The 25,550-nt window shown below is 63.5% G+C and carries 25 protein-coding genes; 11 read left to right on the top strand and 14 right to left on the bottom strand.

All coding sequences use genetic code 11. From position 1 onward, the window contains the following. The first annotated feature begins 16 nt into the window (after window positions 1-16). Together RG2_RS03870 and RG2_RS03865 are read left to right on the top strand one after the other, a co-directional pair. The gene (locus tag RG2_RS03870) at window positions 17-616 is read left to right on the top strand and encodes a flavin reductase family protein (protein ID WP_033236477.1); all 600 of its coding nucleotides are present in this window, start codon (window positions 17-19) and stop codon (window positions 614-616) included. A 43-nt stretch (window positions 617-659) separates the two neighbouring features. After that, complete coding sequence (locus RG2_RS03865) at window positions 660-1,487, top strand: siderophore-interacting protein (protein ID WP_033236503.1); 828 nt, start codon at window positions 660-662, stop codon at window positions 1,485-1,487. A gap of 67 nt (window positions 1,488-1,554) precedes the next feature. Here the strand turns inward: RG2_RS03865 and RG2_RS03860 are convergent, their stop codons facing one another. Genes RG2_RS03860 through RG2_RS03850 form a run of 3 tightly spaced genes read right to left on the bottom strand, consistent with a single transcriptional unit; the run spans window position 1,555 to window position 3,706 of the window. After that, complete coding sequence (locus RG2_RS03860) at window positions 1,555-2,001, bottom strand: DUF6918 family protein (protein WP_033236504.1); 447 nt, start codon at window positions 1,999-2,001, stop codon at window positions 1,555-1,557. A gap of 48 nt (window positions 2,002-2,049) precedes the next feature. After that, on the bottom strand, window positions 2,050-3,060 hold the full coding sequence (locus RG2_RS03855) for an o-succinylbenzoate synthase (RefSeq protein WP_033236478.1): 1,011 nt from the start codon (window positions 3,058-3,060) through the stop codon (window positions 2,050-2,052). Window position 3,061: 1 nt separating this feature from the next. Continuing rightward, window positions 3,062-3,706, bottom strand: coding sequence for a PaaI family thioesterase (locus tag RG2_RS03850; protein ID WP_033236505.1), 645 nt, complete (start codon window positions 3,704-3,706; stop codon window positions 3,062-3,064). A gap of 83 nt (window positions 3,707-3,789) precedes the next feature. On the opposite strand from RG2_RS03850, the gene RG2_RS03845 reads away from it, so the two are divergent. Beyond that, a complete protein-coding gene (locus tag RG2_RS03845; RefSeq protein WP_033236506.1) occupies window positions 3,790-4,683 on the top strand; it encodes a 1,4-dihydroxy-2-naphthoyl-CoA synthase in 894 nt (297 codons plus the stop codon). Between the two features lie 49 nt (window positions 4,684-4,732). After that, window positions 4,733-5,119, top strand: coding sequence for a VOC family protein (locus RG2_RS03840; RefSeq protein WP_033236479.1), 387 nt, complete (start codon window positions 4,733-4,735; stop codon window positions 5,117-5,119). A gap of 66 nt (window positions 5,120-5,185) precedes the next feature. Here RG2_RS03840 and RG2_RS03835 read toward each other — a convergent pair whose 3' ends face one another. From RG2_RS03835 to RG2_RS03815, 5 genes are all read right to left on the bottom strand, one after another. Then, window positions 5,186-5,548: a hypothetical protein gene (locus RG2_RS03835; RefSeq protein ID WP_174557328.1), complete on the bottom strand. Its 363-nt coding sequence runs from the start codon at window positions 5,546-5,548 to the stop codon at window positions 5,186-5,188. After that, window positions 5,545-6,288, bottom strand: coding sequence for an ABC transporter ATP-binding protein (locus RG2_RS03830; RefSeq protein WP_051730716.1), 744 nt, complete (start codon window positions 6,286-6,288; stop codon window positions 5,545-5,547). The genes RG2_RS03835 and RG2_RS03830 overlap by 4 nt, the downstream gene beginning before the upstream one ends. Next, window positions 6,285-7,028, bottom strand: a complete 744-nt coding sequence (locus RG2_RS03825; protein ID WP_033236481.1) for an ABC transporter ATP-binding protein — start codon at window positions 7,026-7,028, stop codon at window positions 6,285-6,287. Before RG2_RS03825 ends, RG2_RS03830 begins: the two co-directional genes overlap by 4 nt. Continuing rightward, complete coding sequence (locus tag RG2_RS03820) at window positions 7,021-9,273, bottom strand: ABC transporter permease (RefSeq protein WP_033236482.1); 2,253 nt, start codon at window positions 9,271-9,273, stop codon at window positions 7,021-7,023. The genes RG2_RS03825 and RG2_RS03820 overlap by 8 nt, the downstream gene beginning before the upstream one ends. Window positions 9,274-9,355: 82 nt before the next feature. Continuing rightward, window positions 9,356-10,780, bottom strand: a complete 1,425-nt coding sequence (locus RG2_RS03815; protein WP_072782293.1) for an ABC transporter substrate-binding protein — start codon at window positions 10,778-10,780, stop codon at window positions 9,356-9,358. A 262-nt stretch (window positions 10,781-11,042) separates the two neighbouring features. Between RG2_RS03815 and RG2_RS03810 the strand changes: the two genes are divergently transcribed. From RG2_RS03810 to menE, 5 genes are read left to right on the top strand one after another with little or no spacing between them, the layout of a single operon-like run. After that, a complete protein-coding gene (locus RG2_RS03810; RefSeq protein WP_033235447.1) occupies window positions 11,043-12,227 on the top strand; it encodes an inorganic phosphate transporter in 1,185 nt (394 codons plus the stop codon). A 14-nt stretch (window positions 12,228-12,241) separates the two neighbouring features. Then, window positions 12,242-12,505: a hypothetical protein gene (locus tag RG2_RS03805; protein ID WP_033235448.1), complete on the top strand. Its 264-nt coding sequence runs from the start codon at window positions 12,242-12,244 to the stop codon at window positions 12,503-12,505. 55 nt (window positions 12,506-12,560) lie between these two features. After that, window positions 12,561-12,893 carry a DUF3349 domain-containing protein gene (locus RG2_RS03800; RefSeq protein ID WP_033235449.1) on the top strand — a complete coding sequence of 111 codons (333 nt, stop codon included), beginning with the start codon at window positions 12,561-12,563 and terminating at the stop codon, window positions 12,891-12,893. 4 nt (window positions 12,894-12,897) lie between these two features. Beyond that, complete coding sequence (locus RG2_RS03795; protein ID WP_033235450.1) at window positions 12,898-13,203, top strand: DUF3349 domain-containing protein; 306 nt, start codon at window positions 12,898-12,900, stop codon at window positions 13,201-13,203. Continuing rightward, window positions 13,200-14,339 (top strand): o-succinylbenzoate--CoA ligase, encoded by a 1,140-nt coding sequence (gene menE, locus RG2_RS03790; RefSeq protein ID WP_033235451.1) that lies wholly within the window; start codon window positions 13,200-13,202, stop codon window positions 14,337-14,339. Before RG2_RS03795 ends, menE begins: the two co-directional genes overlap by 4 nt. Window positions 14,340-14,358: 19 nt before the next feature. Here menE and RG2_RS03785 read toward each other — a convergent pair whose 3' ends face one another. The 5 genes from RG2_RS03785 to RG2_RS32600 form a co-directional block, all read right to left on the bottom strand. Continuing rightward, entirely contained in the window at window positions 14,359-15,096 is a 738-nt protein-coding gene (locus RG2_RS03785; protein ID WP_051730611.1) for an ABC transporter ATP-binding protein, read from the bottom strand. Next, complete coding sequence (locus RG2_RS03780) at window positions 15,093-17,813, bottom strand: branched-chain amino acid ABC transporter permease/ATP-binding protein (protein ID WP_033235452.1); 2,721 nt, start codon at window positions 17,811-17,813, stop codon at window positions 15,093-15,095. The genes RG2_RS03785 and RG2_RS03780 overlap by 4 nt, the downstream gene beginning before the upstream one ends. 26 nt (window positions 17,814-17,839) lie before the next feature. Further along, window positions 17,840-19,066, bottom strand: a complete 1,227-nt coding sequence (locus RG2_RS03775) for an ABC transporter substrate-binding protein (protein WP_116538726.1) — start codon at window positions 19,064-19,066, stop codon at window positions 17,840-17,842. Window positions 19,067-19,335: 269 nt separating this feature from the next. Next, a complete protein-coding gene (locus RG2_RS32605) occupies window positions 19,336-19,764 on the bottom strand; it encodes a hypothetical protein (protein ID WP_307718101.1) in 429 nt (142 codons plus the stop codon). Beyond that, window positions 19,761-20,228 (bottom strand): type IV toxin-antitoxin system AbiEi family antitoxin domain-containing protein, encoded by a 468-nt coding sequence (locus tag RG2_RS32600; protein WP_307718100.1) that lies wholly within the window; start codon window positions 20,226-20,228, stop codon window positions 19,761-19,763. Before RG2_RS32600 ends, RG2_RS32605 begins: the two co-directional genes overlap by 4 nt. 242 nt (window positions 20,229-20,470) lie before the next feature. On the opposite strand from RG2_RS32600, the gene RG2_RS03765 reads away from it, so the two are divergent. Together RG2_RS03765 and RG2_RS03760 are read left to right on the top strand one after the other, a co-directional pair. Then, the gene (locus RG2_RS03765; protein WP_033235454.1) at window positions 20,471-21,478 is read left to right on the top strand and encodes a daunorubicin resistance protein DrrA family ABC transporter ATP-binding protein; all 1,008 of its coding nucleotides are present in this window, start codon (window positions 20,471-20,473) and stop codon (window positions 21,476-21,478) included. Beyond that, complete coding sequence (locus tag RG2_RS03760) at window positions 21,475-22,302, top strand: ABC transporter permease (RefSeq protein WP_033235455.1); 828 nt, start codon at window positions 21,475-21,477, stop codon at window positions 22,300-22,302. The genes RG2_RS03765 and RG2_RS03760 overlap by 4 nt, the downstream gene beginning before the upstream one ends. A gap of 10 nt (window positions 22,303-22,312) precedes the next feature. Here RG2_RS03760 and RG2_RS03755 read toward each other — a convergent pair whose 3' ends face one another. After that, complete coding sequence (locus RG2_RS03755; protein WP_230590251.1) at window positions 22,313-25,507, bottom strand: AfsR/SARP family transcriptional regulator; 3,195 nt, start codon at window positions 25,505-25,507, stop codon at window positions 22,313-22,315. Window positions 25,508-25,550: the final 43 nt, after the last annotated feature.

The following is a 25,550-nucleotide window of genomic DNA, read 5'->3' as shown; positions in this document are numbered from 1 at the left end:
GCGGCACCATGTGTGAGTGCGCACACTCTTCGATCCCTCCGACACCTCACCCCGCCGGTTCTATCAGTTGCTCACGGCGACGGTGGTTCCGCGGCCGATCGCCTGGGTGTCGACGCTCTCGGCCGACGGCGTCGGCAATCTGGCGCCGCACAGCTTCTTCACCGTGGCCAGTGCGGCCCCGCCGGTGGTGCAGTTCACCTCGGTTGGCCGCAAGGACAGTTTGCGCAACATCGAGGCGACCGGCGAGTTCGTGATCAACGTGGCAACGGCGTCGTTGTTCGAATTGATCAACGACAGTTCGGCCCCCTACGCTCCCGACGCCGACGAGTTTCTCGAGTTGGGTATTCGCAGTGAGCCGAGCGAACGCGTGCGCCCGCTTCGGGTCGCGGAATCGCCGGTTGCGATCGAGTGCACGTTGCGCCAGGTCATCGAGGTCGGTGATTCGTTTGTGGTGATGGGCGACGTTGTTGCCGTCGCGGTTCGCCCGGACGCGTTGGCCGACGACGGCTTGCCGGAGTTCGCGGCGTTGGCACCGTTGAGTCGGTTGGGCCGCTCGGAATGGGGCCTGCCGCCGGAGGTTGTCGTCAAAGAGCGGCCCAGCAGACCGAAGCGATAAGTTAGGATTGCCTGACCTATTGTCGTCGATCGAGGGTTCCGTCATGGCCAAGCGCTCCAAGTTCGTGAAACCGGTGTCACGCAGCATCACGTCAGCCCAAGTTGTCGCGAACAAACGGATCAGTCCCACCTTCATCCGCATCACGATTGCCGGCGAGGAGCTGGGCACCATCACCCCGATGGGCGCCGATCACTGGTTCCGCCTCTTCATTCCGCAAGCCGGCCAGAGTGAGCTGCGACTGCCGTCCGCGGCAAACAACCTCTGGTATGCGCAGTACCTGGTGATGTCCAAGGACACCCGTCCCGTGGTGCGTAATTACACGATCCGCGAGTACCGGCCCGCCGGATCCGGGCTCTTCGGCGACACAGCGGAAATCGACATCGACTTCGCCTTTCACGGCGATATCGGTCCGGCATCCGCGTGGGCTGACACGGCCTCGAGCGGCGACAAGGTAGCGCTTCTCGACGAGGGCTGCATCTACAACCCGACTCCCGACTGCACCTGGCAACTCCTGGTCGGAGACGAAAGTGCCCTACCGGCAATCGCCGGAATTCTCGAGACTGCAGACGCCGATCTGCGGGCAGAGGTCTTCATCGAGGTCCCGAACGTCGAGGACAAGCAGGACCTCCCGCAGCTCGCTCACGTGAACGTGCATTGGATCATCCGGGAAGACACAGACACCAAGCCCGGAGCACTTGCCCTCGAGGCTGTTCGCGCGGCCGAACTTCCCGAAGGCCCGTCGTACACGTTTGTCGCCGGCGAGCAGGCCCTCACCACCGGGCTACGACGCCACCTCGTGAACGACCGCAAGTTCCCGAAAACCGACATCACGTTCACCGGGTTCTGGCGCGACGGCCACGCAGCGAACTGATCTGGCACAACGAAGAGCGGCCCGGGAGTGAAACCTCCCGGGCCGCTCTGTGTCGTGCTGGTCGAACTTATGCGGCGTGCTTCTGGATCAGATCACCCAGACGCGGCAGTGCGGCCGTTACGTGCTTCTGCGCCGAACCACGCAGCTTGGAGTACATCGACTTGACGACGGCCTTGTCGCTGCCTTCGATGCGCTCGTCCGTCACCTGGAGCAGTGAGTTGGCAACGGCGTCGCCGCGAGCCGTGATGAACTCCGCGAAGCTTCCGCCGCCCGAGGCGGAGAATTCCTGCCAGTACGGCTCGAGCTTTGCCACGAATTCGGGCAGAAGTGCGGTGACTGCGTCCGGCACGATGGACGGGCTCACCTTCTTGACTGCGCCGTAGCCGCCCTTGAGAGCTAGCCCTGAGGCCCCCGACTTATCCGAAACCTCTGCGTCGATCAAGGTCTGCACGTCCGCGACGACCGCGGGAAGCCGTGAATCCTCGAGCAGGGTTTCGTTCAGAGCTGCAACCACTTTCGATCCCTTCATTCTTGACTGATGTTCATCAGGTCGGGCCCGACACTATACGAAATTCAGCGCGCCTCGTCGATCGAGTATCCGATGACAGCGGCGGACGCGGCCCAGCCACCACGCGGTGCGTTCGGGCGTGGCCGTCAGCTGCGCGAGGATCGACGGATCAGGCTCGACCGCGCCGACGGACAGAGCACCCGAGATTGCCGGATCGACAACTGCGACGTCCCGGACGAACAGCCCGCCAGTGCCCAATCCGCACGCAAACGGCAACTCGGGCAACGCAGCTGCGGCCGCGAGCCCCGACGCCATCCCGACTGCCGTATCGAGCGCACTGGACACCACCACCGGCACGCCGTACTCGGCCAGTTGGGTACTCAACGCGACCACCGCGCGCATACCGCCGAGCGGGGGCACCTTCACTATCGCGACGTCTGCTCCCCCAGCGCGCACCACTCGCAGCGGATCGTCCGCGCGCCTGATGCTCTCGTCCGCGGCAATCCGCACACCCGTCCCCGCTGCGCGCACCCGCACCAGTTCCTCGACGCTTGCGCACGGCTGCTCCGCGTACTCGAGCTCACCGCCTTCGGTCAGCGCCCGCAGCGCCACAACGGCCTCGTCGACACTCCACCCACCGTTTGCGTCGACACGCACATTGGGGATGTGCCGACGGACCTCGTTCACCCGGGCAATGTCATCCGCCAACGACTGTCCTTTTTCGGCGACCTTGATCTTGGCTGTTCGCGATCCGGGAAAACGCTCCAACAATTCCGGCACCGCCGACGCGTCGATCGCGGGAACCGTGGCGTTGACCGGCACCGTGGCCCGAATCGCAGGCGGGGGGCCGAGCCACGCGGCTTCGATGCCGGCGCGCAGCCAGTGCGCGGCTTCCTCGTCGTCGTACTCGACAAACGGAGCGAACTCCCCCCATCCTGCCGGGCCGCGCAGAAGCAGCGCCTCACGCGTCGTGATCCCGCGAAAACGCACCCGCATCGGCAAACTCACCACAACTGCGTCGGCGATCAGATCGTCGAACGACGGCAACTCGAAGATGGGAGACATGTCAGGGCTGACCGGGGAGTAGCTCGATCATGAGCGCGTCACCGTCGACAAGTAGCTTTCCGTCGAGGTCGGTCAGCCGTGCACTGACAAACGTCTTACGGCCCTCCACCCGATCCACTTTTCCTTCGATCACCAATTGCGTGTTCAGCGGGGTGATCGCGCGGTAGTTGATGTGCAGGTAACCGGTTCGCGACATCGGGCGGCCACCCGCGTGGGTGGTCATGCCGAAGATGTCGTCGAACAGCAACGGCACGATTCCGCCGTGCGCCGCGCCGTTGCCACCGAGGTGGTAGCGGCGGAAGATGCCGGTGCTGCGCACACCTTCGGCGTCGAATCTCTCGATTGTCCAGGGCGGCATGAGGAGACTGCCGCGACCAGGCAACTGAATATTCGAGCCTGCAGGCGACGCCCCTTCGGGCACCTCGTGCGGGGCCAGTCGATCGGCAAGTTCCTCCGCTTGCGTGGCGATCTCCGCGAGAACTTCGTCAGGGACGTGCGTCGACACCGCCAGGTCCTGCAACCTGCGCATCGCCTCGACGAAACGACCGAAGTCGGGACCTGCAGGTGTGTGGCGGAAGACCGGGAAACCGCCTCGACGCTCGTCGGGAACGACGGTCTCCTTGCCTTCTACGGTGGGTTCGCTCATGACCTGCACGTTAGCGCGTGGGGGAACATGTTCTACTCCAGGTACTCGTCGGGGTTACGATGCCTGCCTCTATCGTGACCTACGTGACCTTCAACCCGCAGCTTTGGCGCCCCGTTCCCGGATTCGAGAATCTCACCGACATCACGTATCACCGGCATGTCAGTCAAGGCACCGTTCGTATCGCCTTCGACCGCCCCGAAGTACGTAATGCCTTCCGCCCACACACCGTCGACGAGCTGTACCGTGCACTCGACCATGCCCGGATGACGTCCGACGTCGGCGCCGTGCTGCTCACCGGCAACGGACCGAGCGAGAAGGACGGCGGCTGGGCCTTCTGCTCCGGCGGCGATCAGCGCATCCGTGGCCGCAGCGGCTACCAGTATGCGGAAGGCGAAACGGCCGACACCGTCGACAAGGCTCGTGCCGGACGCCTCCACATCCTGGAAGTGCAGCGATTGATTCGTTTCATGCCCAAGGTGGTCATCTGCCTGGTCAACGGTTGGGCCGCCGGCGGCGGACACAGCCTGCACGTCGTCTGCGACCTCACCCTCGCGAGTCGTGAACATGCCCGCTTCAAGCAAACCGATGCCGACGTCGGCAGCTTCGACGGCGGGTACGGCAGCGCTTACCTCGCAAAGATGGTGGGCCAGAAGTTCGCTCGCGAAATCTTCTTCCTCGGCGACACCTATTCCGCTGAGGAAATGCACCAGATGGGCGCGGTCAACAAGGTTGTCGATCACGCCGAACTCGAGAACGTTGCCATCGAGTGGGCAGGCAAGATCAACGGCAAGTCCCCGCAAGCTCAGCGCATGCTCAAGTACGCGTTCAACCTGCAGGACGACGGCCTGGTCGGCCAGCAGCTATTTGCCGGTGAGGCAACACGTTTGGCATACATGACCGACGAAGCCGTCGAGGGCCGCGATTCCTTCCTCGAGAAGCGTGATCCCGACTGGTCGCCGTATCCCTGGTATTTCTGATTGCCGAGCATTTCTGATATCGCCGAGCGAGACGTGGAAGGATGGTTCCGTGGAGATTCTGAGCAGCCGAACGATATTGCGCCCCGACGACTACGAGCTGACTCTGAGCTTCTACCGAGACACCCTCGGGTTGGCTATCGCCCGTGAATACCCCGGCGGCACAGTGTTCTTCGCCGGCCAGGGGTTGATCGAGATCGCCGCACACGGCGCCGCAGGCAACGGTGGGTTCCGGGGCGCGATCTGGCTGCAGGTTCGCGATCTCACGGCCGTGCAAACGGAACTGGTGCTCGCCGGAGTCAAGATTGCCCGAGAGGCACGTCAGGAACCGTGGGGTCTTCACGAAATGTGGATCGCCGATCCCGACGGGACGCCGATTGTCATGGTGCAGATTCCGGACGATCATCCGATCCGACGCGATTCCCGCACGCCGCAGTAATCTCCGAGCGCACGAAAATGCCCGCCACAGTTTCCGTGGCGGGCATTCTCGGTTGAAGCGGGGTTATCAGATGCGGGTGTTCAGTGCCTGTGCGATCTGATCGGTCTGGGCCTGGCCTTCGAGCAGCTGACGCACCAGCCACAACCGCAGAACCTTGGCGACGGACGCGGCGATGAACATCGCCGCTCCGATGACCGTCAACGCCAGGAACGCGATCGCCAAGATCTGGTACGACGCGATGTTGCGCAGATCCGATTCCGTGAGCGAGGAGATGTAGAGGACAAACGCGCCGACTACCCCCACCACCATCAGGATCAGGCCGCCGAACAGTGTTTTCGCGTCGCCACCGGACTGTCCCTTGTCGAGTTTGAGGTCGGTGATGTTCTTCTTGAACTCATCACGGCGATCTTCAACTGTCGTCATCGTCATCCTCCTAGATAACTGGTAGAAAGTTCTTCTTCGATCTCATGCGGGTCACCGACCCGAGTAACGCGACCCTGCAACATCAACGCCGCCGACGTCGCGATCGGCAACACCGCCCGCGCGAACTGCTCCGCCACGAGGATGGAAATACCTTCCGCGGCAAGTGAACCCACCACGTCGTACATCTGCGAGACAATTCGAGGTGCCAGACCCATCGACAACTCGTCGAGCAGCAACACCGTCGGATGAGTTCCCAACGCCCGCGAGAGAGCGAGCATCTGCTGCTCACCGCCCGACATCGAACCCGCCAACTGGCCCCGACGCTCCCCCAGGATCGGGAAACGTGTGTACGCAACCTCTTCCAGGTCCGCGAGGGAGGCTCCGGTTCCGGTGGCGATCCACAGGTTCTCGCGCACCGACAGGTTCGCGAAGATCCCACGCCCTTCCGGGATGGAACACACACCCAACCGGGCGAGTTCGGACGCTTCGATTCCGTTGACGACCCGTCCGGCGAGTTTGAACTCCCCGCGTGTGACCGGTAGGACACCGGAGCACACCTTCAACGTGGAGGTTTTTCCGCCGCCGTTCGGGCCGAGCAACGCGACAACGGCGCCGGGCTGCAGGACGAGGTCCACGCCGTGGAGGACTTCGATGGCCCCGTAACCGGCACGCACACCCGATAATTCGAGCAACGGCTCCGGACGCGGTGTTTCGGCCGCTGCCGGGTCGATCGTTGCTGCGGTCATACTGCTTCCTCCTCGGTGCCGATGTACGCGGCGATCACGTCCGGGTCGGTGCGGATCTTCTCCGGATCACCCGAGGCCAACACCGCTCCGTAGTCGAGTACGTGAATCGTCGAGCACACCTTCATCACCAACGGAATATCGTGCTCGACCAGACAAATTCCCAGACCCCCGGCTGCGAGGTCGGTGAGCATCTGCGCGAACACCTCCGTTTCCTGCTCCGTCTGACCCGATGCCGGCTCGTCGAGAAGCAGAATCCGCGGGTTCGTCATCAAGGCCCGCGCGACCTCGACGACTCGGGCGCGGCCGGTGGGGATGTCGGAAACATCCTTTTCCGCTACATCGCTCAGGCCGGTCAGCTCGAGCAGTCGATCCGTTTCGGCGTCGACGTCGATCTTGTTGCCGCTGTTCGCTTTGTGGATATCGCCGGCGACGCGCAGGTTGTCGCGCACCGACAACGAGACGAACAACTCGAGGCGCTGGAACGTGCGCGCCAAACCTTTGTTGGCGCGCTTGTGCGGCGCCAACTTCGTCACGTCCACGCCATCGAGGAAGACCTGTCCCGACGTCGGTTTCTGCAACCCGGTGATGGTGTTGAACAGGGTGGTCTTACCGGCACCGTTCGGGCCGATCAACCCGGTCACCGTTCCCGGAGCCACCGTCAGGGACACATCCTTGACGGCCACGTGGCCACCGAAACGTACCGTGACACCGCGGGTTTCGAGCAAAGGCGTCTCAGACATGAGCGGCCAACTCCTTTTCGGACTTGCGCAGGTCGATGCCGAGTTCACGGTCGAGTTCGCCGCGCACCTCGTCGCTGTACGGGACGTCGATCCCGACCTCTTCCGGGACCAGCGTCTTCTTCGCCGCCAACTCTTCCGGCGTGAGAACCGCTGCCGGCATGACCATTTCACCGATCACCGGCAACAGGAACACCACCGCGATGGTGATGGAGGCAAACCACCAGTTCCCGAGCACCCCACCCAAGGCGAGCAGATACGTCACCGCGATCACGGCGGCGCCGCCGTAGAGGACCGGTTTCGCGTTCATCAAACGGCGGTACCCTTCGACGACCTGGTGGATGGTGCCGCTGGGGTTCGCGCCGACACCGATACCGATCAACGCCGGGCTCACTGCCGCGATGTTGCCCAGCAGCAGCCACATTCCCTCGAGTTCGGGCTGCGCCGACGCGAGGTTGGTGAACGAGACCATGATGACGGCAAAACCGATGCCCGCCATCAAACCACCGAACAGGGCGCCACTGACGTAGCCGATTCCGGCGACGACGGTGAGCATCAGCAACGACAACGAGACCATGATCGCGAAGCTTTCACCCGAGACCGAGCCCATCGCGCTCGACATCAGGATGCCGCCCAATCCGGCGATGCCGGAGGAGATCATGAACACGCTGAGCTTGAGCCGAACCAACGACTGGCCGAGCATCGCCGATCCGGCGGGGCTGTCCTTCATCGCGGCGAGTCGACGGCCGTAACCGCTGTTGCGCAACGCGATCACTCCGACACCGAGCACGGAGAACAGTGCGGTGACGGTCATCAGGAACACCGTGTCGTTACTGAGATCGAGCGGCCCGACCTTCAGGGGCGGGATCGCGATGTTGCCGTCCTTGAACAGCGAGTACCGGATGCCGAACATCTCGTGTTCGGTGGTATCACGCAGGACCATGTTGGAGAGGAACACACCGAACGCCATCGTCGCCAAAGCCAGATACAACCCGCGCAGACGCAGCGCCGGCAACGCGACGAGACCACCGATGACGGCGGTGACAAGCACACCGACGACGATGCCCCACAGGTTCAGATGCGCCGCCAACCCGCTACCGGAGATACCGAAATGGAACGCCACGATGGTGGCGATGGCACCGAAAGAGACCGGCGCCAAGTTCAATTCACCGGCATATCCGGTCAGCAACGTCAGCGAGAGCGCGATGATCGCGAAGGTCATCCCGATCGTCAACGTCGTGATCGCCGACGTCACCATCAGCAGACGCAGCAGGTACACGATGACAATGAGCGCGACACCCCAGATGACGGCCTTGCGGACCGACGGGACGTGATACCGCTCGCGGGTACGGGTGACAGCGCCGCGCAGACGGTCCTGCGGCAGCACGATCAGCACCACGAACAACGCGATCATCGGCAGGGAGACACGGAAATTCGACGTCCAACTCCAACTCGTCGGGAAGTACGCCAACACGTACGTACCGGCCAGACCGAGAACCACGGCGCCGACAAACGTGCGCGGAATACTGCGCAACCGACCGAACATCGCGGCGGCAAACGCGTCGATCACCAACAGCGTCAACATGTTCGCTTCGAGGGTGCCGCCGCTGATCGGGGTGATCAAGATACCCGCCAACACCGCCAACGTCGATCCCATCGCCCACGACAACGCCGCCAGGCGTTCCGGGTTATGACCGTTCAGGCGCAACAAATCCGGATCGTCGACGACACCGCGCATCGCGACACCGGCGCGGGTTTTGGTGAACAGGATCCGCAGACCCACCGCGATACCGATCGCGACGAGGATGCAGATCAACTCGTGGTAGCGGATGCTCGCACCGAACACTGTGATCTTGGACTGATCACCGAAGAACATCTGCATCGTGCGCGCCGTCTCCGGATGCCAGAACCAATGCGAGATCGAGAGCATACCCAGCAGGATCGACACCGTGACAACAATTTTGGTGACCTCCGCCGTATCGCGCAGGCCCTTCATGATGAACAGATACAGGCCCAGCCCCATCAACGGGCCGACCACAACCAAAGAAATCAGCAACGCAACCACGGTCGGGAGTTCCCAGCCGTACCGCAACTGCCAGTAGATGAACGCACCGAGCATCGCCTGAGCGCCATGCGCGAAATTGAAAATTCCGGACGTGTTGTACGTGAGCACCAACCCGGAAGCGGCGATCGCATACACCGATCCCAGGACCAAACCCAAGATCGTGAAAGTGACAAAAGTGTTCATAACTGAACCCTCGTTAGGGGAGGAAAGGCGGCACACTGCGCGCACTCGAAGCACACGGAGCGCGCCACCTTCCTCAGGTGGATCAGGACTGCGGCTTGATCACATTCGCGTTCTGGTACTTCGTGGAGATGCGATCGGCATCCAGATCGGTGCCCCACGTGCTCTTGTCCGTGGCAACCATGTACTTCGGGTCGCACTTGAACTCGCCTGCCGTCGTCGGGAACGCCTGTGAGTACTCGGCGCCCTTCAGTGACGTCATGAGGCCGCAGGTGGCCGGCATGTTCTTGCCCGGATCGGTAGCGGCATGCAATCCGCCGCCGTCCCAGTCGTCGATCTTCGACAGTTCGTTGACCATGCACTGGCGCGTCAGGTCGCTGCCGCACTCATCCGCCGCGGTGGCCCACAGCAGGAACGACGATGCAGCCTGCATACCGAGAAGTGCCGTCTTGCCGCCCTGCTCGTTGACCAGGTCGACGTACTTCTCGACAGCGGGAACCTTGTCCGCGTTCTCGAGCATCTGGAAGGTCATGCCGGCGTTCAGGTTGTCGAGCAGGCCGGTGTCCTTGTTCCAGGACGCGATGGACTCGCCGTACCAGGTGGCCTCACCGAAGAAGATCGGATCGATCCCGACCTGATCGAGAGACTTGACGAAGTTCAGCTCGGCCGGGCTGGCCGAACGCGAGGTCCAGATGCCCTTGGCACCGCATTCCTTGAACTTCTCGGCAAACGGCACGTAGCTGGATTCGCCCTCGTAGTTGAGGGTCACGCCGCAGTCCTTGAGCTTGAAGCCCGCAGCCTGGGCGATGGACCGAATCTTGTTGGTGGAGGTGATGATCGTCGGCATCGTGCTGTTGACGACGTCGAAGTCGTTCAGCAGGTCCGGATGCATCTCGGCCATCTGGAACCACTGCGAACCGTTGGCGTAGTCGACGGGGAACGGGACACCCTGGAACGTCATCGGTCCGTTGGCGGCGTCGGGCGACACCGTGAATCCGGGAACGGCAACCATGTTGCAGGCCACACGGGTCTGCTCTGCGGTCTGGTCCATCGCGAATCCGTGACCGACCAACATGAACTGGCTGGCGCAGGCTTCCTGCATGACCGAATTGGCCTGCGTCATCGCCGCGTCGTAGTCGGTACCGACAACCTTGCGGCCGTTGATGCCGCCCTGATCGTTGCACCACGAGATGAGGGCGTTGACCGCGTCACTCATCTCCTTGTTGAGGCCTGGCGACTTCACGTAGCCGCGGTCGTCGCCGAAGCCGATCTTGATCTCGGTGTCGCTGACACCCTGATCCGTCGCGCCCTTCGCATCTCCGTCGCCGCACGGCGAATCCAGGGTTCCGAACTTGGCATCGGAACTCTTCGACGCAACGTCGGCCGTCGCAACGGATGCACCGTTCGACGTTGCCGACGGGTCGTCACCGCGGTCGCCTGCACAGGCAGAGACCAATGCAGCAGTTGCGGCCAGTGCCACAACCAGCTTCGCGGTCTTGTTGGGCTTCACTTCGAAACTCTCCTTCTCACACACGTGCGCTGCCGAACAGCGCGCTCAGTGCCGTAGGTAATCAGCGATCAAAACGCGACGAATGTGCTTTCCCGGTCAGTGAGACGGAAAAGTGAAACGCAACACAAGAGTTCGGAGCAGTGTCACTGAACACGCCCTCAGCTGCGGTAGCGCAGCCCACGCGCCCGCCTCTACCTCATGTCACGGAAGGTCACATCTCGTTGGCTGTACATTTACGCGTTCGATACGCACAATTCACGTTGTGACCGCAGAGCTCGTAATCCTCCTGGTGGTAGTTGTCACCGCCCTCGCGTTCGATTTCACGAACGGATTTCACGACACAGGCAATGCAATGGCCACATCCATTGCCACCGGCGCACTCAAACCGAAGGTCGCGGTCACACTCTCCGCAATCCTGAACTTGGTTGGTGCCTTCCTGTCCGTCGAGGTTGCGGCGACGGTCGCCAAAGGCGTCGTCAACCTGGGCGCGGTCAGCGGACAGGACCTTCTGCTGATCGTTTTTGCCGGTCTGGTCGGCGGCATCATCTGGAACTTGGCGACGTGGTTGCTCGGCCTCCCGTCGAGTTCGTCCCACGCGCTGTTCGGCGGTCTGATCGGCGCGGCGATCGCGTCCATCGGAATGGGCGGCGTCGAGTGGGGTGGCGTACTCACCAAGGTTGTCGTTCCGGCACTCCTGGCCCCCGTGGTGGCGGCACTGGTTGCCGGCGTCGGCACCAAGCTCGTCTACCGGATCACCGCGTCCGTCAAGGAAGACGAGCGTGAGCGCGGATTCCGTTTCGGTCAGATCGGCACCGCTTCACTGATCTCCCTTGCGCACGGCACCAATGACGCCCAGAAGACAATGGGCGTCATCTTTTTGGCCTTGGTGGCTCACGGATCCATCACCGCCGAGACGGAGATGCCGTTCTGGGTCAAGTTCACGTGTGCCGTCGCAATTGCGTTGGGTACCTACCTCGGCGGATGGCGAATCATTCGCACACTCGGCAAGGGTCTCGTCGAGATTTCCGCACCTCAGGGACTAGCTGCCGAAGCATCCTCGGCCGCAATCATTCTTACGTCGAGCCACCTCGGACTCCCGCTGTCCACGACTCACGTTGCCACCGGATCCATCCTCGGCACCGGCCTCGGCCGCAAGGGCGCCGAAGTTCGCTGGGGCGTCGCCGGACGCATGGGTGCCGCGTGGCTGATCACTCTCCCGTCGGCCGCAATCGTCGGCGCGATCTGCTGGGCCATCGCACATTTCATCGGCGGACTCGCCGGTGTTCTGGTCGTCTTCGCCGCCCTGATCGCGTTTGCGATCTTCATGTACGTGCGTTCGCGTAAAGAACCTGTCGACGCGGCCAACGTGACCGCTGAGTGGGACGAGAATCAAGCTGTGCCCGTCGCAGATCCGACACCGACCCCCGAGACCACCCACAACTCCTGAAAGGGCAGACGAGAATGCATCTCCTCACCGACACTCTCGAATCACTCTGGCAGGTAGTTGCCGTCGGCCTGCTCTTCGGCGCCGGATTGCCCGCGATCTTTGCGCTCGGCCTCAAATCGCTGAGTCTGCAGAACGCCGACGGCTCCGACGGGCCCACTCCACTCGGCAAAGCCGGAGCCTATCTGTGCTTTGCCGTCGTGCTGATCACGATCTTCGCTGGGATACTGCTGCTGATGAAGAACTTCCTGGCCAGCACGTTCGGAATCAACGTCTTCTGAATCCGGCGCAAGGGCGATCCGACTCCACCACCGAAACGAAAAAGAGGCCGAGGATTTGAGCAAGTATTCATTGCGCAGCGTGCTCGACTGGCTGCGGGCGGGATACCCCGAAGGAATCCCGGACAAAGATCATTTTGCGCTGCTCGCCGTATTGCGTCGACGCCTGACCGACGAGGAAATCGAACAGGTCGTCGCGATGTCCATCGAATCCGCGCACGAAGTTCCGGATCGGCACGTCGACTACGACACGCTCCGGGCGATCATCGAGGGGATCCTCCACGAGGAATCCTCCGAAGAGGACGTCGAACGTGTGACTGCGCGTCTGCGCGCAGGCGGGTGGCCCGTCTTCGACGACAACGCCGAACATGAAGTTCGAGATGTGAGCTGACGTCATGGCCCTTCCGCCCTTCCTCACCTCGATAGTCGGTTGGTTGCGGGCCGGCTATCCCAACGGCGTTCCCGAACAGGACTACATTCCGTTGTTTGCTCTGCTGACGCGTCGACTCTCGGAAACGGAAGTCGACGCGGTTGCCGACGCGTTGATCGAAGACGGTGATCTCCCGATCGAGAAGACCGACATCCAGGTCCTGATCACCAAGATCACCAACGAGATGCCGCTGGAGACCGACGTCGATCGTGTCCGCAGTCATCTTGCTGCCGGCGGCTGGCCGCTGGCCGGACCGGACGTTCGACGATGAATACCCTCGAAGCACTACCGATTCCGCAGGGCGCGTCCGTCCTCGAAGTCTTGCCGCACATCGCCCGGATACTCGACGGCACAGGCCCCGCCGTTCTCCCTGTCCCGGCCGCTGATTCGCGCGAGAGAGCCAGGCTCTCCGACGCTCTGCATCCCGGCGAACCCATCGACGACGGCATTGCCCTGGTTGTGGCGACATCGGGAACCACCGGGACTCCGAAGGGAGCGATGCTGCGCGCCGACGCACTACGCGCGAGCGGCGAGGCCACCCACGAGTACCTCGGCGGGCCCGGTTCCTGGCTACTTGTCCTTCCGCCGCACCACATCGCGGGCATGCAGGTTCTGCTGCGCAGCGCTCTCGCCGGAACCGAACCCGTTGTCGTCGACGTCAGCTCGGGTTTTGATCCCGCCGCGCTTCCCGCTGCGGTTGCCGCGATGAGTGGCCCGCGAAAGTACACGTCGATGGTCCCGACACAGTTGGTCAAAGCGCTGTCAGATCCCGGTGCCGTCGACGCGCTTGCCTCCCTCGACGCCGTACTGCTCGGTGGAGCCGCAACTCCCGCACCGGTTCTCGAGCAAGCCACCGCGGCGGGCATCGAAGTTGTGCGAACCTACGGCATGAGCGAAACCGCCGGCGGATGCGTGTACGACGGAATCCCGTTGTCCGGGGCAAAGATTCGTATCGACGGCGGCCGGGTGCTGCTGGGCGGGCCGATGCTCGCGTCCGGGTATCGGGGACTCCCGGATCACCCGGCCTTTTCCGAGCCCGGCTGGTTCCGCACCGACGACGCCGGATCGGTGGTCGACGGCGTACTGCGCATCAGCGGACGCCTCGACGAAGCGATCTCCACCGGCGGGCTGACTGTGGTGCCGCAGGTCGTCGAAGCCGCACTCGCTGATCATCCCGCTGTTCGGGAGTGCGCTGTCATCGGCGTCGCCGATCCGCGCCTCGGCCAACGGGTCGTGGTGTGCGTTGTGCCCGAAGGCGCACCCCCGACGCTCGAAGAATTGCGCGCCCACGCTCAGCGCACGCTCGATGTGACCGCAGCGCCGCGCGAGCTGTTCGTCGTGGACGCACTCCCCCTCCGTGGCCCAGGCAAACTCGACCGGGCGGCTCTGGTGGCCAGGTTCGGCTGAAGCTCTGCGCACTGGAAGCCTATTGCTCTGTGCTCGTTGGACCCTGCGCCAGATAGGCACGTTGCACGGCGTCGAGGTCCGCACCGATCTCTGCTGCGGTGCCTTCCATCATCACTGCGCCTCGGCGCAGGACGTACACCCGATCCGCTACCGCGAGCACCTGCCGCACGTGTTGTTCGACGAGGAGTACACCGAGACCCTGGCGGTCCGCGGCCTCCCGCACCACGGCGAGTAGGCGCTGCACGATCTGCGGCGCAAGCCCAAGCGACAGTTCGTCGGCCAGCAGGAGACGAGGTTCCCGGGCCAGCGCTCTGGCCAGCGTCAGCATCTGTTGTTCACCACCTGACAGTAGGCCTGCCGGACGCTTCAGGAGAGCGCGCAACTCGGGGAATATCGCGCAGGCTGCGTCTGCGGATACACCTGCCAGGCGGAGGTTCTCGGCCCCGGTCAGGCCCATGATCACGGACCGTTCCTCGGTCACGTAGCTCAGACCGCGACGCGCCAACGACGACAGGGACGAACGCCGACTGGAGCCGAGTACCGAGATCTCGCCCGATATCGGGGCAAGTTCTCCGGCCACGGTGAGCATGGTGGTGGACTTGCCGGCGCCGTTGGCGCCGATAAGTGCCACCACCTCCCCCGATCGCACCGTGATGTCGAGGTCACGGCAGACCACCGCCCCCGCGTAACCCGCACTCAGGCCACGGCATTCGAGGACAACGTCCGCCGCCACCGTCTTCTCACTGGTGCTTGTCATCGTGTTGCCTCCGTTGTCGTCTCGATGTCGGTACCCAGATAGGCGTCGCGGACAGCCGGGCTGGAGGCAATCTCGTCCGGTGTTCCGGACGCGATCACCCGGCCGGCTTCGAGCACCACGATCCGATCGCACGTGGACATCACGAGTCCCATGTCGTGTTCGACGAGAAGCACCCCCGCGCCGCGTTGTACGGCCAAGTGCCGGATGGCAACTGCGAGTTCACGGCTCTCGGCGTCGTCCAGTCCGGCTGTCGGCTCGTCGAGCAGGATGACGGACGGTGCGGAGGCAACCGCTCGGGCGATGCCCACCAGCCGTCGCCGACCGTACGACAGTTCGCCCGGTAACTTGTCCAGATCGTTCTCCAACTCGAAGTCCCGCACAACGGTCGACGCACTCGGTGAGAGTGGATGACGGCCGGGGCGAATCAGGTCGGTAACCCATGTGCGCCAAGTCGATTCGTCGGCGCCGGCATGGATGTTCTCCCCGACGGTGACGTCCTCGAACAGCTCGAGCGACTGGAAGGAGCGGCGGAGCCCACCTTTGGACCTGCGCGCAGTGGACCACCCGGTGATGTTGTTGTCCCCCAGGGTGAGTTGCCCCGCCGCTGGGCTGACAAATCCGGTGATCGCGTCGATCACCGTGGTCTTCCCGGCCCCGTTGGGTCCGATCAGACCTACCACTTGCCCCGGCGCAACATCGAGGTCGACACCGTCGACAGCGACGACGCCGCCGAATCGCACCGTCAATCCCCGTACGATCAATGGCGTCGGGGTTACCGAACCAGTTGGCGATTCATCCGAAAGTTGATGACCACGGCCCTTTTTGCGGGTGCCGAGCGTGCTCAGCCCTGGAACCGACCGAAGCCCGCGCGAAATCATGTCGGCGATACCGTTCTGGTTGGTGAGCAGAGTGACAATGAGGATCACACCGCCGAGCAGTGCGGCCAGAGCCAAGCCCGAGAGCAGTCGGCTGAACAGCGCTCCCGGCGCCATCAGCGCACCGATGACGCTACCCAGTACAAAGCCGAGGCCGCCGGTCACCGTCTGGACTACGGCATTGATCGACGCGAACACGTTGAACTCGAGATAGGTGACCGCGGTGTTGCGTAGACCGAGGAGAATGCCTGCCACAGCAGCCAAACCGGCCGCAAACGCAAACGCGTAGATCTTGACGGCAAACACGCTGATCCCGAGCGACGCCGCCGCTCGCTCGTTGGTCCGCACAGCGATCAGCCGTCTGCCGGTGCGCGAGCGTCGCAAATTCGCGACCATCAGTGCACACAGCACCAGCGCTACGAGGCACAGCAGAGCCCACCGCTCGGGGTAACGCGTTGGCGTCACCTCCAGCCCGAACAGGCTCAGCTGGTTGATCTTCACCGAACCCTCGAGCTTGTCGCCGGTGAAGGTCGGATTGTTGAACACCATCTCCTGGATGGTGAACCCGAGCCCCAGTGTGACAACCGCCAGATTCACACCCCGCGTTCGCAACGCCGGCAGCGCGAACACCACCCCGATCACAATCACCGCCACCACGCTCACCAGCGCCGCCGGCACCAGTGGCCAACCGGCCTGCCCGACGAGCCGCGCGGCGAAGAGCGCACCAAGGCCACCGACGGTGTACTGGGCGAGCGAGAGCTGGCCGGCAAAGCCCGTCAGGACCACGATCGAGAGCAGGAACACCGCCGCAGCCAGAGTCAGCGTCAAGGACCGCAGCCAGTCGCCACCGGCCGCAATAATGCCGACAGCCACCAGAACTCCGAGTATGACACCTGCCCAACGGATCTCGCCTGATCCGAGTTTGGGCAGCCGCTCGGAAACATGACTGCGCAGCGGCAACCCCTTCCCCCGCACAACGAGCACCACCAGGATCACCGCGAACGGCACAGCCCGATTGACGCCGGTGAGCGTCTCCATCCCGAGGAGATCCCGCAGGCCGTCCTGATACAGGACGACCAGGCTCTCACCCACACCCAGCAACAATCCGCCGAGCAGAGTGAGTGGGAAGGAGCGGAAACCACCGAGCAAAGCCGCGGCAAGCGCCGAGACCGTCACGATCACCACAAACGCCGACGGAGTGAGCCCGGTCAAGGGCGCCACCAGGATTCCCGCGGCACCGGCGAGCGCTCCGCCAACGGTCCAGGTCAACGTTGCCAGACGCTGCGGAGACCAGCCGAGCGCAGCGGCCGCTCGCTCGTGCTCGGCGGCCGCGGTAATGGCCAAGCCCACCCGGGTGAACGTGGTCCAGGCCCACAGCGCCGCCGTCGACACCACCGCGATACCCAGCAGGATCATCCGATCCTGCTGTACCACAACACCTCCCCAGTGATACGCGTCGTCGGGCAGGAAGGCACGCACCCGGATCGGGGTGCTGCCGTAGTACTGCTGCACCCCGGCCTGCAGGATCACCATCAAGCCGAGGGTGGCGGCCAGCCGGACGATCGGCGCGGCATTGGTGAGCCACCGCAACACCAGCAGCTGAAATGCCAGTCCGATCAGTCCAGCCACTACCGTTGCCACGAGGAAAGCCGGAACCAGGCCCCAATCATGATCGCGCTGAAGGGTTTCCAAACTGAAGTAGGCCCCCACCATGGCGATCGCGCCTTGCGCGAAGTTCACCACCCCGGAACCGCGATAAACCAGCACGATGCCCTGCGCCAGGAGCGCGTAGGCAGAGCCCGCCCCCAGGCCGAGAATCGCAAACTGTAGGAACTCAGTCATTCGTCAATCTCCAGGGTGAATTCAGCTCAGGCAGTAGGGTTGCGCAGGTCGTACTGAACCGGATCGGTGATGACAACGTCACCGTCGAACGTCATCCGGTACATCATCGAGTTCGAGACGCGCTGGAAGATCCCGAACGGCTCGACCGCACTCGGCGTCCAAGCGGGCACAAGGCCCGCCATGTCAAGTGCCTTGGCATTCTCGAATCCCTGCATGACCGTGTTCTTGTTGACATCCTTGAGATCCTTTGCGACCTCACCGAATGCGCGCACCGTCAACCACGGGTTCATCGCGTCGCCGTTGAGGTTCTCGCGCCCCAGTTCGTCCTTACCGGACTTCTCCATGTCTGCCAGGAAATCCTTCAGACCGGGAAAGTCGTCGGTGCTCGACGACGCTGCGGGAGTCGGGCCGGTGTACGTCGAGGACGTGGCGAAGGTGCCGAGATCCTGCAGGTCCGCCTGGGAGAAGCCCGCCGACCCCAACGCGAAAGTCAGCTTCGATCCGAGCTGCTCGAACGACTGCGCGATCGGGTTCGCGTCGGCCGCACCCAGCGCCATGATCACGCCCTGCGCGCCGTTGCGCTCCGCCGCCGCGATGAACTGGGTGTAGTCGGTCGCACCGGTACCCACTGCGACGTCGTTGACGATCTCCGCCCCCTTGGCCTGCACCGCAGGGGTCAGCAAGCCGACCAGCTGTGCGGTCACCGGAAGGTCGGGGCGCATCAAGGAAAGCTTGGTCTTGCCCTGTGCCACCAGCATGTCGATCATTCCGTACAGGTTGAGCAGTGAACCGGAGAACGGCGTGTAGACGTTGGTCGCGGTGAAGTCGGCCATGTTCACCGGGTTCAGCCCGATGCGGGCGATTCCGGCGTCCAGCAGGATCTTCGACGACGCCTCCGACGAAACCGGAGTGAAGTCCGCGAGCGTCGCGACGGCCCCCTCGGAGACCATCTTGTTCGCGCAGTCGACCTCCTTGTTCGGATCACCCATGGAGTCGCACTGAATCAGCTCGAGGGGGCGTCCGTTCACGCCGCCCCGATCGTTGAAAGCGTCGACCGATGCGACCATGCCGGCGGCGTAAGCGGCGGAGCCGAGCCCCGGCGCCTCGATCGGAGCGATCTGACCTACCTTGATCGGATCTCCGGTCGCGGCGTTCTCGGACGGGTCCGAACCACTATCGCTGCTACAGCTCGACACGAGCAGTCCTACAGCCGCGAGCGCGGCGATTGCTGGGGTCATTCTCTTCAAGTTCACGTGCGCGTCCTTTTGTGTGTAGACAGCGATGTTTCGGACGCCCTGCCCTGGTCTGATCCACTGAGCTGCGACTACTCAGCCGAGGAAGCGCCAGTCCGTCCGACTTGGCAGCAGCGTATTAGAGCGAGTCGCTCCGTAAGGGCGGTTTCGCGAAATTTCGTTACGGAGCGCTATGCAATGTTACGTTTTGCCTGGTTCGCGCACGGCTCGACTAGCTCCCGCAGGCCGAATGTTCAGCCGCAGGCCTGATCACCCGCGCGGCCGAACATTCAGCGCGCGACGCCGCGCACGCACGCCCGATCGAAGCGCTCCCGCACCCGTTCGAAGTCCCGCAGATCCGCCCACACCCAGCGGAATACCTCGAACCCCGCATCTCGGATTGCGTCCTCGCGCAGTTTCTCGCGCTCCACCACCGCACCCGGATTCTCGCTGCGGTACTTCACCATGCCGTCGAACTCGCCCACCACCCCGAATTCTTCCCAGAAGAAGTCGACCCTCCCGATGAATCGTCCGCCGAGGCGGATCTCCTGCTGCAAGGTCGGCATCGGCCATCCGTCGGCGCGCATGCGCACCCGGCTGATGGACTCCCCTGGGCTCTCGGCACCGGGTTCGATGAACTCGGCAACCACCCGCGCCCGGCTCATTCCGCGGCGGCCGTGCAAACGTTCGAGCACGGATGCAAGATCGTCACGTCTCACCCCCGGCGCAGTGCACAGTCGCCGATCACCACGGCATTCTCAAACGATGTCGTGCGCGCGATATCGACAAACGTGCGCGCCAGCGACGTCGTTGCCACACCGTCGACAAGCACGATTTCCTCCGGAACCAGCGGTGCCGGATGAAGGTGGAAGGTGGCACTCTTTCGCCCACCCGAGCTTCTGTTCCGCGTCACGTGCACAACATTCAGGCCTAACCCGCCGCAGTCCAGACCGTGCATCACTGCCGCGGATACATGGCTGACGATTGCGCCCGGTCCGCAGGCTGCAGCGGTGGCGAGGGCGGTGTGGCGGTGACGGGCTCGCGCATCGAGTTCGCGGTAGTGATCGGCCCGCATGTAGATTCCCGCTGCGATTCGGTGCAGCTCTCCGCACCTGACGGCCCGCTGCAACTGCGCGTCGCTGATGCCGTCCCGATGGGCCTGTGCCCGCGTGAGAATTCCCATGTGGCGAGCGTGCCGCCTCTATCTGCGTACGTCAGCAACAAATGTTCGGCTGGGGATAACGCTGCCACTGTGGAGAAGCCTGCCGCTATGGATAACACTGCCGCGCGCAGAATCAGCACACGCGCGCTTGATCGCGCCTGCGGCTGCATAATCGCCCTGCGGCGCGGGGCACAGTCCCCCTTGCACGGCTGCGCAAGTTCCACGCAAGGCAAATGCAAGCGCACTCTGTCACGCTTGATCCCATGAACCACACAGCTTCACCTCTTGCCATCGAGGCCGAGGGCCTAGTCAAGATGTTCGGTGAGCAACGCGCTGTCGACGGAGTCAGCCTCACCGTGCCCACGGGATCGGTCTTCGGCGTGCTCGGCCCCAACGGCGCGGGCAAGACCACCACCGTTCGCATGCTCGCCACCCTCCTGCGCCCCGACGGCGGTGAGGCCCGCATCTTCGGCCGCGATGTCAGCCGCGAACCCGTGGCAGTGCGATCCCTGATCGGCGTGACCGGGCAATACGCGTCCGTCGACGAGGACCTGACGGCCACCGAGAACCTGGTGATCTTCTCCCGTCTGCTCGGTCTGAGCCGCAAGGACTCCCGCAAGAAATCACTCGAGCTTCTCGAGGAATTCGACCTCACCGAAGCCGCAGCCAAACCTCTCAAGAACTTCTCCGGCGGAATGCGTCGACGCCTCGACCTCGCGGCCAGCCTGATCGCCCGCCCGCCTCTGTTGTTCCTCGACGAACCCACGACCGGCCTCGATCCGCGTACCCGCGCCCAGATGTGGGAGACGATCAGGCGACTGGTCGCCGAGGGTTCGACGGTCATGCTGACCACGCAATACCTGGACGAGGCCGATCAGTTGGCCGATCGGATCGCGGTGATCGACCGTGGCCGAGTGATCGCAAACGGCACAGCCGACGAGCTCAAGGCGTCGGTGGGCATTTCGTCGTTGCATCTCAAACTCGTCGAGCGCGATCGAACCGACGAAGCCCGATCCATTATCGCGTCGATGCTCGGTGTCGAGGTAGGTGTCACTCCCGAGGTCGGCCGGATCACCGCCCCGCTGAGCGACCCATCCGTAACCGCCGATCTCCTGATCCGTTTGCGGGAGCGCGGCATCGCCGTCGACGAGATCAACGTGCAGAAGCCCAGTCTGGACGAAGTGTTCCTCACCATCACCGGGCATCAACCCGAAGACCATGGACGCAACGACGCCGATTCCGACAACAACTCCGATCGGATTCCCGCATGACCACTACTCTCACCACTACCAAATCGCCAGTCGCCGATCTCACTTCGGCTCCGCGGCGGATCAGTCTCGAGCAGAGTTTCGCGAATACGTTCACGATGGCGTACCGCGGCATTCTCAAGATCAAGCACAATCCCGAGCAACTGTTCGACGTTGTCATCCAGCCGATCATCTTCACTCTGATGTTCACGTACATCTTCGGCGGCGCCATCGCCGGCGACGTCACGGCCTACTTGCCGACGATCATCCCCGGCATCCTCGTCCAGACGGTCATCACCGGTTCCATCGTCACCGGCACTCAGCTTCGTGAAGATATGGACAAGGGTGTGTTCGACCGCTTCAAGTCGTTGCCGATCGCCCGTATCGCTCCGCTGTCCGGCGCCTTGCTCGCGGACGTCGTTCGGTACGGCATCGCCACCACCATTACGTTCATCGTCGGTTTTGCCATGGGATACCGCCCGGCCGGCGGTGCGATCGGCATCCTGTCTGCCGCGATTCTGGTGATGGTGTGCGCGTTCTCGATCAGTTGGATCTTTGCACTCATGGGCGTGATGATGAACAAAGCGTCTACGGTGCAGGGCGTTTCGATGCTCGTGCTGTTCCCCCTGACGTTCATGTCGAATGCGTTCGTCGATCCCGCCACCATGCCGAGCTGGCTGCAGAAGTTCGTGAACGTCAATCCGGTCTCACAATTGGTGACCGCAGTCCGCGAACTCGCGAACGAAGGCCACTTCGGTATTCACGTTGTGTGGTCGCTCGTTGGAGCGGCAGTCATCGTGGCCGTGATGGCACCACTGACCGTACGGATGTACATGCGCAAGACGTAAAGCGAGACGATTACCCACGCGACCCGCGAAGCGCGGCAAGAACTGCTTCGCGGGTCGTGGCGCGTGGGTATCTCGAAACCGTGTTCACCGCGTCAAACCACTGCTGGTCACCGACAATTCCGCGCGCGAATGCGATGAGCCGTTCATGCTGCAGCGAGGCAAAATCCTGCCGTCCCCGCATCACGACGGCCAGGGCCAACAGTTCGATGCCGGGCCCGACGTTCCCGGTCGACAGATCGTAGGCACCGACGGCCGCTGCGACCGAACCCGTCAGTGGCAGATCGGTATATCCGTTGGGATGCAACTTGATCAGACTCGACTCGACCATCCGGTGCACGTGATCCGCGACCTTCGGCGACTGCCCTGCCAGCGCGTGTGCGCATACCGCGGCAGCGCTGAGCAGGATGACAAACGGATCTCCGTACACATTGCCCATCGCGTCGCCGAGCAGATCCAGCGCCTCTCGGTACTGGCGTAGACCGAGTTCGACATGGCCTTCCGCCAGGTCTGCCTCGGCAAGATTGGCCGACATCGCCGACCGCCGCTGATGATTTTCGATCGCAGAGCTGGCGCCGACTTGCGCCAGCGCGGGCCGCAGTTGATCCAGCAACGCGCGCCCGCCCGTGGAATTGCCGTCGGCGATCAACGCGCTTGCCTGAAACCCGATGAGCTGCACCGCTTCTTCGTGAGCTCCCAGACTTTCGCTGGCCGCCGCTGCCAGCGCGTAGTACTCGGCAGCTTCGGCATACCTCGTCGATTGACTGTGGACCGAGCCGACGTGTTGAGCGGCCATCGCGACGCCCCACTCGTCTCCGATCTCTCGGGCGTACCGCAGAAGATCCTCGGCATCACTACGTGCACCCCGCACGTCGCCGATGTTCTCGCGCAAGTTCGACCGCGCGAACAACGCGGCCGTCCGGGTCTCGGTGTCAGCGCTGCGGACTCCTTCCGCCAACAACCGCGCAACGCCGTACCCGGAGCGGGGACTATTCAGCAGTCGGATGAAAAACACGAACATCGGCCGCAGATCGCCACGCTCGCGCAGCATCTTTCGGAGGCGAACCCTTGCTCGAACGTGATCGCGACTGAGTTCGGCGAACAGTAGATGCATCGCCACCAGCATGAACGTCGTGGCCGCCAAGTCGCCGTCTACGTCACGTAGGTCGTGATCTCGAGTTGCTTCGATTACCTTCGGTGCCCAGTTCGCTACTTCCGTGTGTGCACCCCGAATCGACCAGAGCACTCCGAGAACCGGGAAGACACTCGCTGTGGTCACGCCGTCTTTGCCGTCGACTGCCCAACGCAGCACAGCAAGGAGATTGTCATGTTCGGCGTCGATCTCGCCCACAAGGCGCAGCTGATCGGAACGAGCCCGTCGGCGAGCGTCCCCGGCGATCGCGACGGCCCAGCCACTAAGTCTCCGAAGAACTTCCGTCCCCTCACCGAGATCGCCGAGTTTCTCCTCGCCGTATTCGCGAACCGTCTCGAGCATGTGGTAGCGCAACCCGTCCGGCCCGTCGACGACGGTAAGCAACGACTGGTTGACCAGAGCCTCGATCGCGTCGGCTATGTCATCCACGCCGTCCCACTCGGCGACCGCTCGCGCCGAAGACAATGTGAAACCAGCCGGGAATCGGCACAATCGAGCCAGTGCCACTCGATACTCGGGGCCGAGCAGATTCCAACTCCAGTCGATCACCGCGTGCAGAGTGCGATGGCGATCCGGCGACGTGGGGTCACCGGATCGCAAGAGCGCGAATCGATCACTCAGGCGCGCCGAAATTTCCTCGACGCTCATCGTCCGCACGCGGGCCGCCGCGAGTTCGATGGCCAACGGCAAGCCGTCGAGCGTCGCGCACAGCTTTCCGACGGCCACCAAATCGAGATGTACGGACGGTCGCACGGCTCTGGCCCGAGCCGTGAACAATTCCACCGCAGACCCGGAATCACCGTGAATCTCCAACGGAGGCAACGGATAGACGACCTCTGCACTGAGCATGAGCGGTGATCGACTTGTCGTCAGAACGGTCACCTGCGCACTGGCTGCAATCATCTCGGCAACGATGTCCGAGCAGGCCCCGAGTACATGTTCACAGTTGTCGAGAATCAACGTCATCGGACCGGCCGAAAGAACCTCGACCAACCGCTCGCGGGCGGAGTGCGTTCGCCCGACTGTCAGGCGACCTGGTGCCAGATCGGCTTCACTGATTCCGAGGGTGCTACCGATCGCCGCGATCACGTCGTCGCTGCTTCGCAACGACGCCAGTTCGACCAGAACAACGGACGTGCGGGCCGAGGCCCGCGACCCCAATTCGTGTGCCAGACGGGTTTTTCCCGCGCCGCCGGGTCCGAGGATCGTGACGACGCGAGACCGTTCGAGGAGTGCCTCGATTCTCTCGATATCGTCTCGGCGGCCGAACATGGCGTTGGGTGCCGCGCGCAAACCGATCGCGCGGGAACTCCGGGCCGCCGCAGTCGACGCAGTCGGCGCAGCGAGCAAGTCCGCGTTCAGCGCCACCAGAGCCGGCGATGGATCAACACCCAACCGGTCAGCCAGGCGCTCGCGGTGCACCGCGAACATCTCGAGCGCCTCGTTGACACGATCCGAGCCTGCGAGCGATCGCATCAGGTTCCCGGCAGCGGTGTCGTCGAAAGGATTGTCGGCGTGAGCTTCTCGCGCAAGAGGAAGTGCCTCGGAGAAATCCCCGAGCTCGAGCAGCGAGCGCAGTCGCAGTGTGACAAGTTCGCGGCGCAGGCTCTTGGCACGCGAAGCCAACTGCTCACCCGCCGGCCCGACAACATCGTCGCCCGGGCTCCCCCGCCAGAGATTCAGAGCTGCAGTGACTCTCGTCAGCAACTCGCGCGGGTGTGCGTCAATACCGCGAAGCGCTCGGACCTCGTCTTCGGCTCGCGCGAGATCAACCTGATCCCGTGTCACCGTGAGCCGATAGCCCGCCGACGTCACCTCCAGGGCGCCTTCCGGGAGCGCGGATCGCAGCCTGGACACCTGCGTGTGTAGGGCATTGGTCGGTGAACGCGGCGGCTCCGACCCCCAGATGTCGGAGATCAGGCTCTGCGGCGAACATGGATGCCCCGGATCGAGCGCCAACGCGGTGAGCAGGGCGCGCGCTCGCGGCCCGGGCACTCCGACCCACCGATTCGCCGCCCCGATCGACACGGGGCCGAGCAGAGTTATGCCAGTCACGTCTCGAGTCTTGTCCTGATCCACCGCGTTCGATGGTATTGCA

It is taken from the genome of Rhodococcus globerulus NBRC 14531, assembly GCF_001894805.1.
Classification (GTDB): domain Bacteria; phylum Actinomycetota; class Actinomycetes; order Mycobacteriales; family Mycobacteriaceae; genus Rhodococcus_F; species Rhodococcus_F globerula.
This window is presented reverse-complemented; position numbering and strand designations above follow the sequence as displayed.

Excerpts from the sequence above, each read along its gene's own strand:
- menE (WP_033235451.1), top strand. The coding sequence starts at position 13,200 with ATGAATACCCTCGAAGCACTACCGATTCCGCAGGGCGCGTCCGTCCTC.
- RG2_RS03835 (WP_174557328.1), bottom strand. The coding sequence starts at position 5,548 with ATGACGATGACGACAGTTGAAGATCGCCGTGATGAGTTCAAGAAGAAC.
- RG2_RS03820 (WP_033236482.1), bottom strand. The coding sequence starts at position 9,273 with ATGAACACTTTTGTCACTTTCACGATCTTGGGTTTGGTCCTGGGATCG.
- RG2_RS03805 (WP_033235448.1), top strand. The coding sequence starts at position 12,242 with ATGCATCTCCTCACCGACACTCTCGAATCACTCTGGCAGGTAGTTGCC.
- RG2_RS03760 (WP_033235455.1), top strand. The coding sequence starts at position 21,475 with ATGACCACTACTCTCACCACTACCAAATCGCCAGTCGCCGATCTCACT.
- RG2_RS03865 (WP_033236503.1), top strand. The coding sequence starts at position 660 with ATGGCCAAGCGCTCCAAGTTCGTGAAACCGGTGTCACGCAGCATCACG.
- RG2_RS03850 (WP_033236505.1), bottom strand. The coding sequence starts at position 3,706 with ATGAGCGAACCCACCGTAGAAGGCAAGGAGACCGTCGTTCCCGACGAG.
- RG2_RS03855 (WP_033236478.1), bottom strand. The coding sequence starts at position 3,060 with ATGTCTCCCATCTTCGAGTTGCCGTCGTTCGACGATCTGATCGCCGAC.
- RG2_RS03825 (WP_033236481.1), bottom strand. The coding sequence starts at position 7,028 with ATGTCTGAGACGCCTTTGCTCGAAACCCGCGGTGTCACGGTACGTTTC.
- RG2_RS32600 (WP_307718100.1), bottom strand. The coding sequence starts at position 20,228 with ATGGGAATTCTCACGCGGGCACAGGCCCATCGGGACGGCATCAGCGAC.
- RG2_RS03785 (WP_051730611.1), bottom strand. The coding sequence starts at position 15,096 with ATGACAAGCACCAGTGAGAAGACGGTGGCGGCGGACGTTGTCCTCGAA.
- RG2_RS03830 (WP_051730716.1), bottom strand. The coding sequence starts at position 6,288 with ATGACCGCAGCAACGATCGACCCGGCAGCGGCCGAAACACCGCGTCCG.
- RG2_RS03780 (WP_033235452.1), bottom strand. The coding sequence starts at position 17,813 with ATGACTGAGTTCCTACAGTTTGCGATTCTCGGCCTGGGGGCGGGCTCT.
- RG2_RS03765 (WP_033235454.1), top strand. The coding sequence starts at position 20,471 with ATGAACCACACAGCTTCACCTCTTGCCATCGAGGCCGAGGGCCTAGTC.
- RG2_RS03795 (WP_033235450.1), top strand. The coding sequence starts at position 12,898 with ATGGCCCTTCCGCCCTTCCTCACCTCGATAGTCGGTTGGTTGCGGGCC.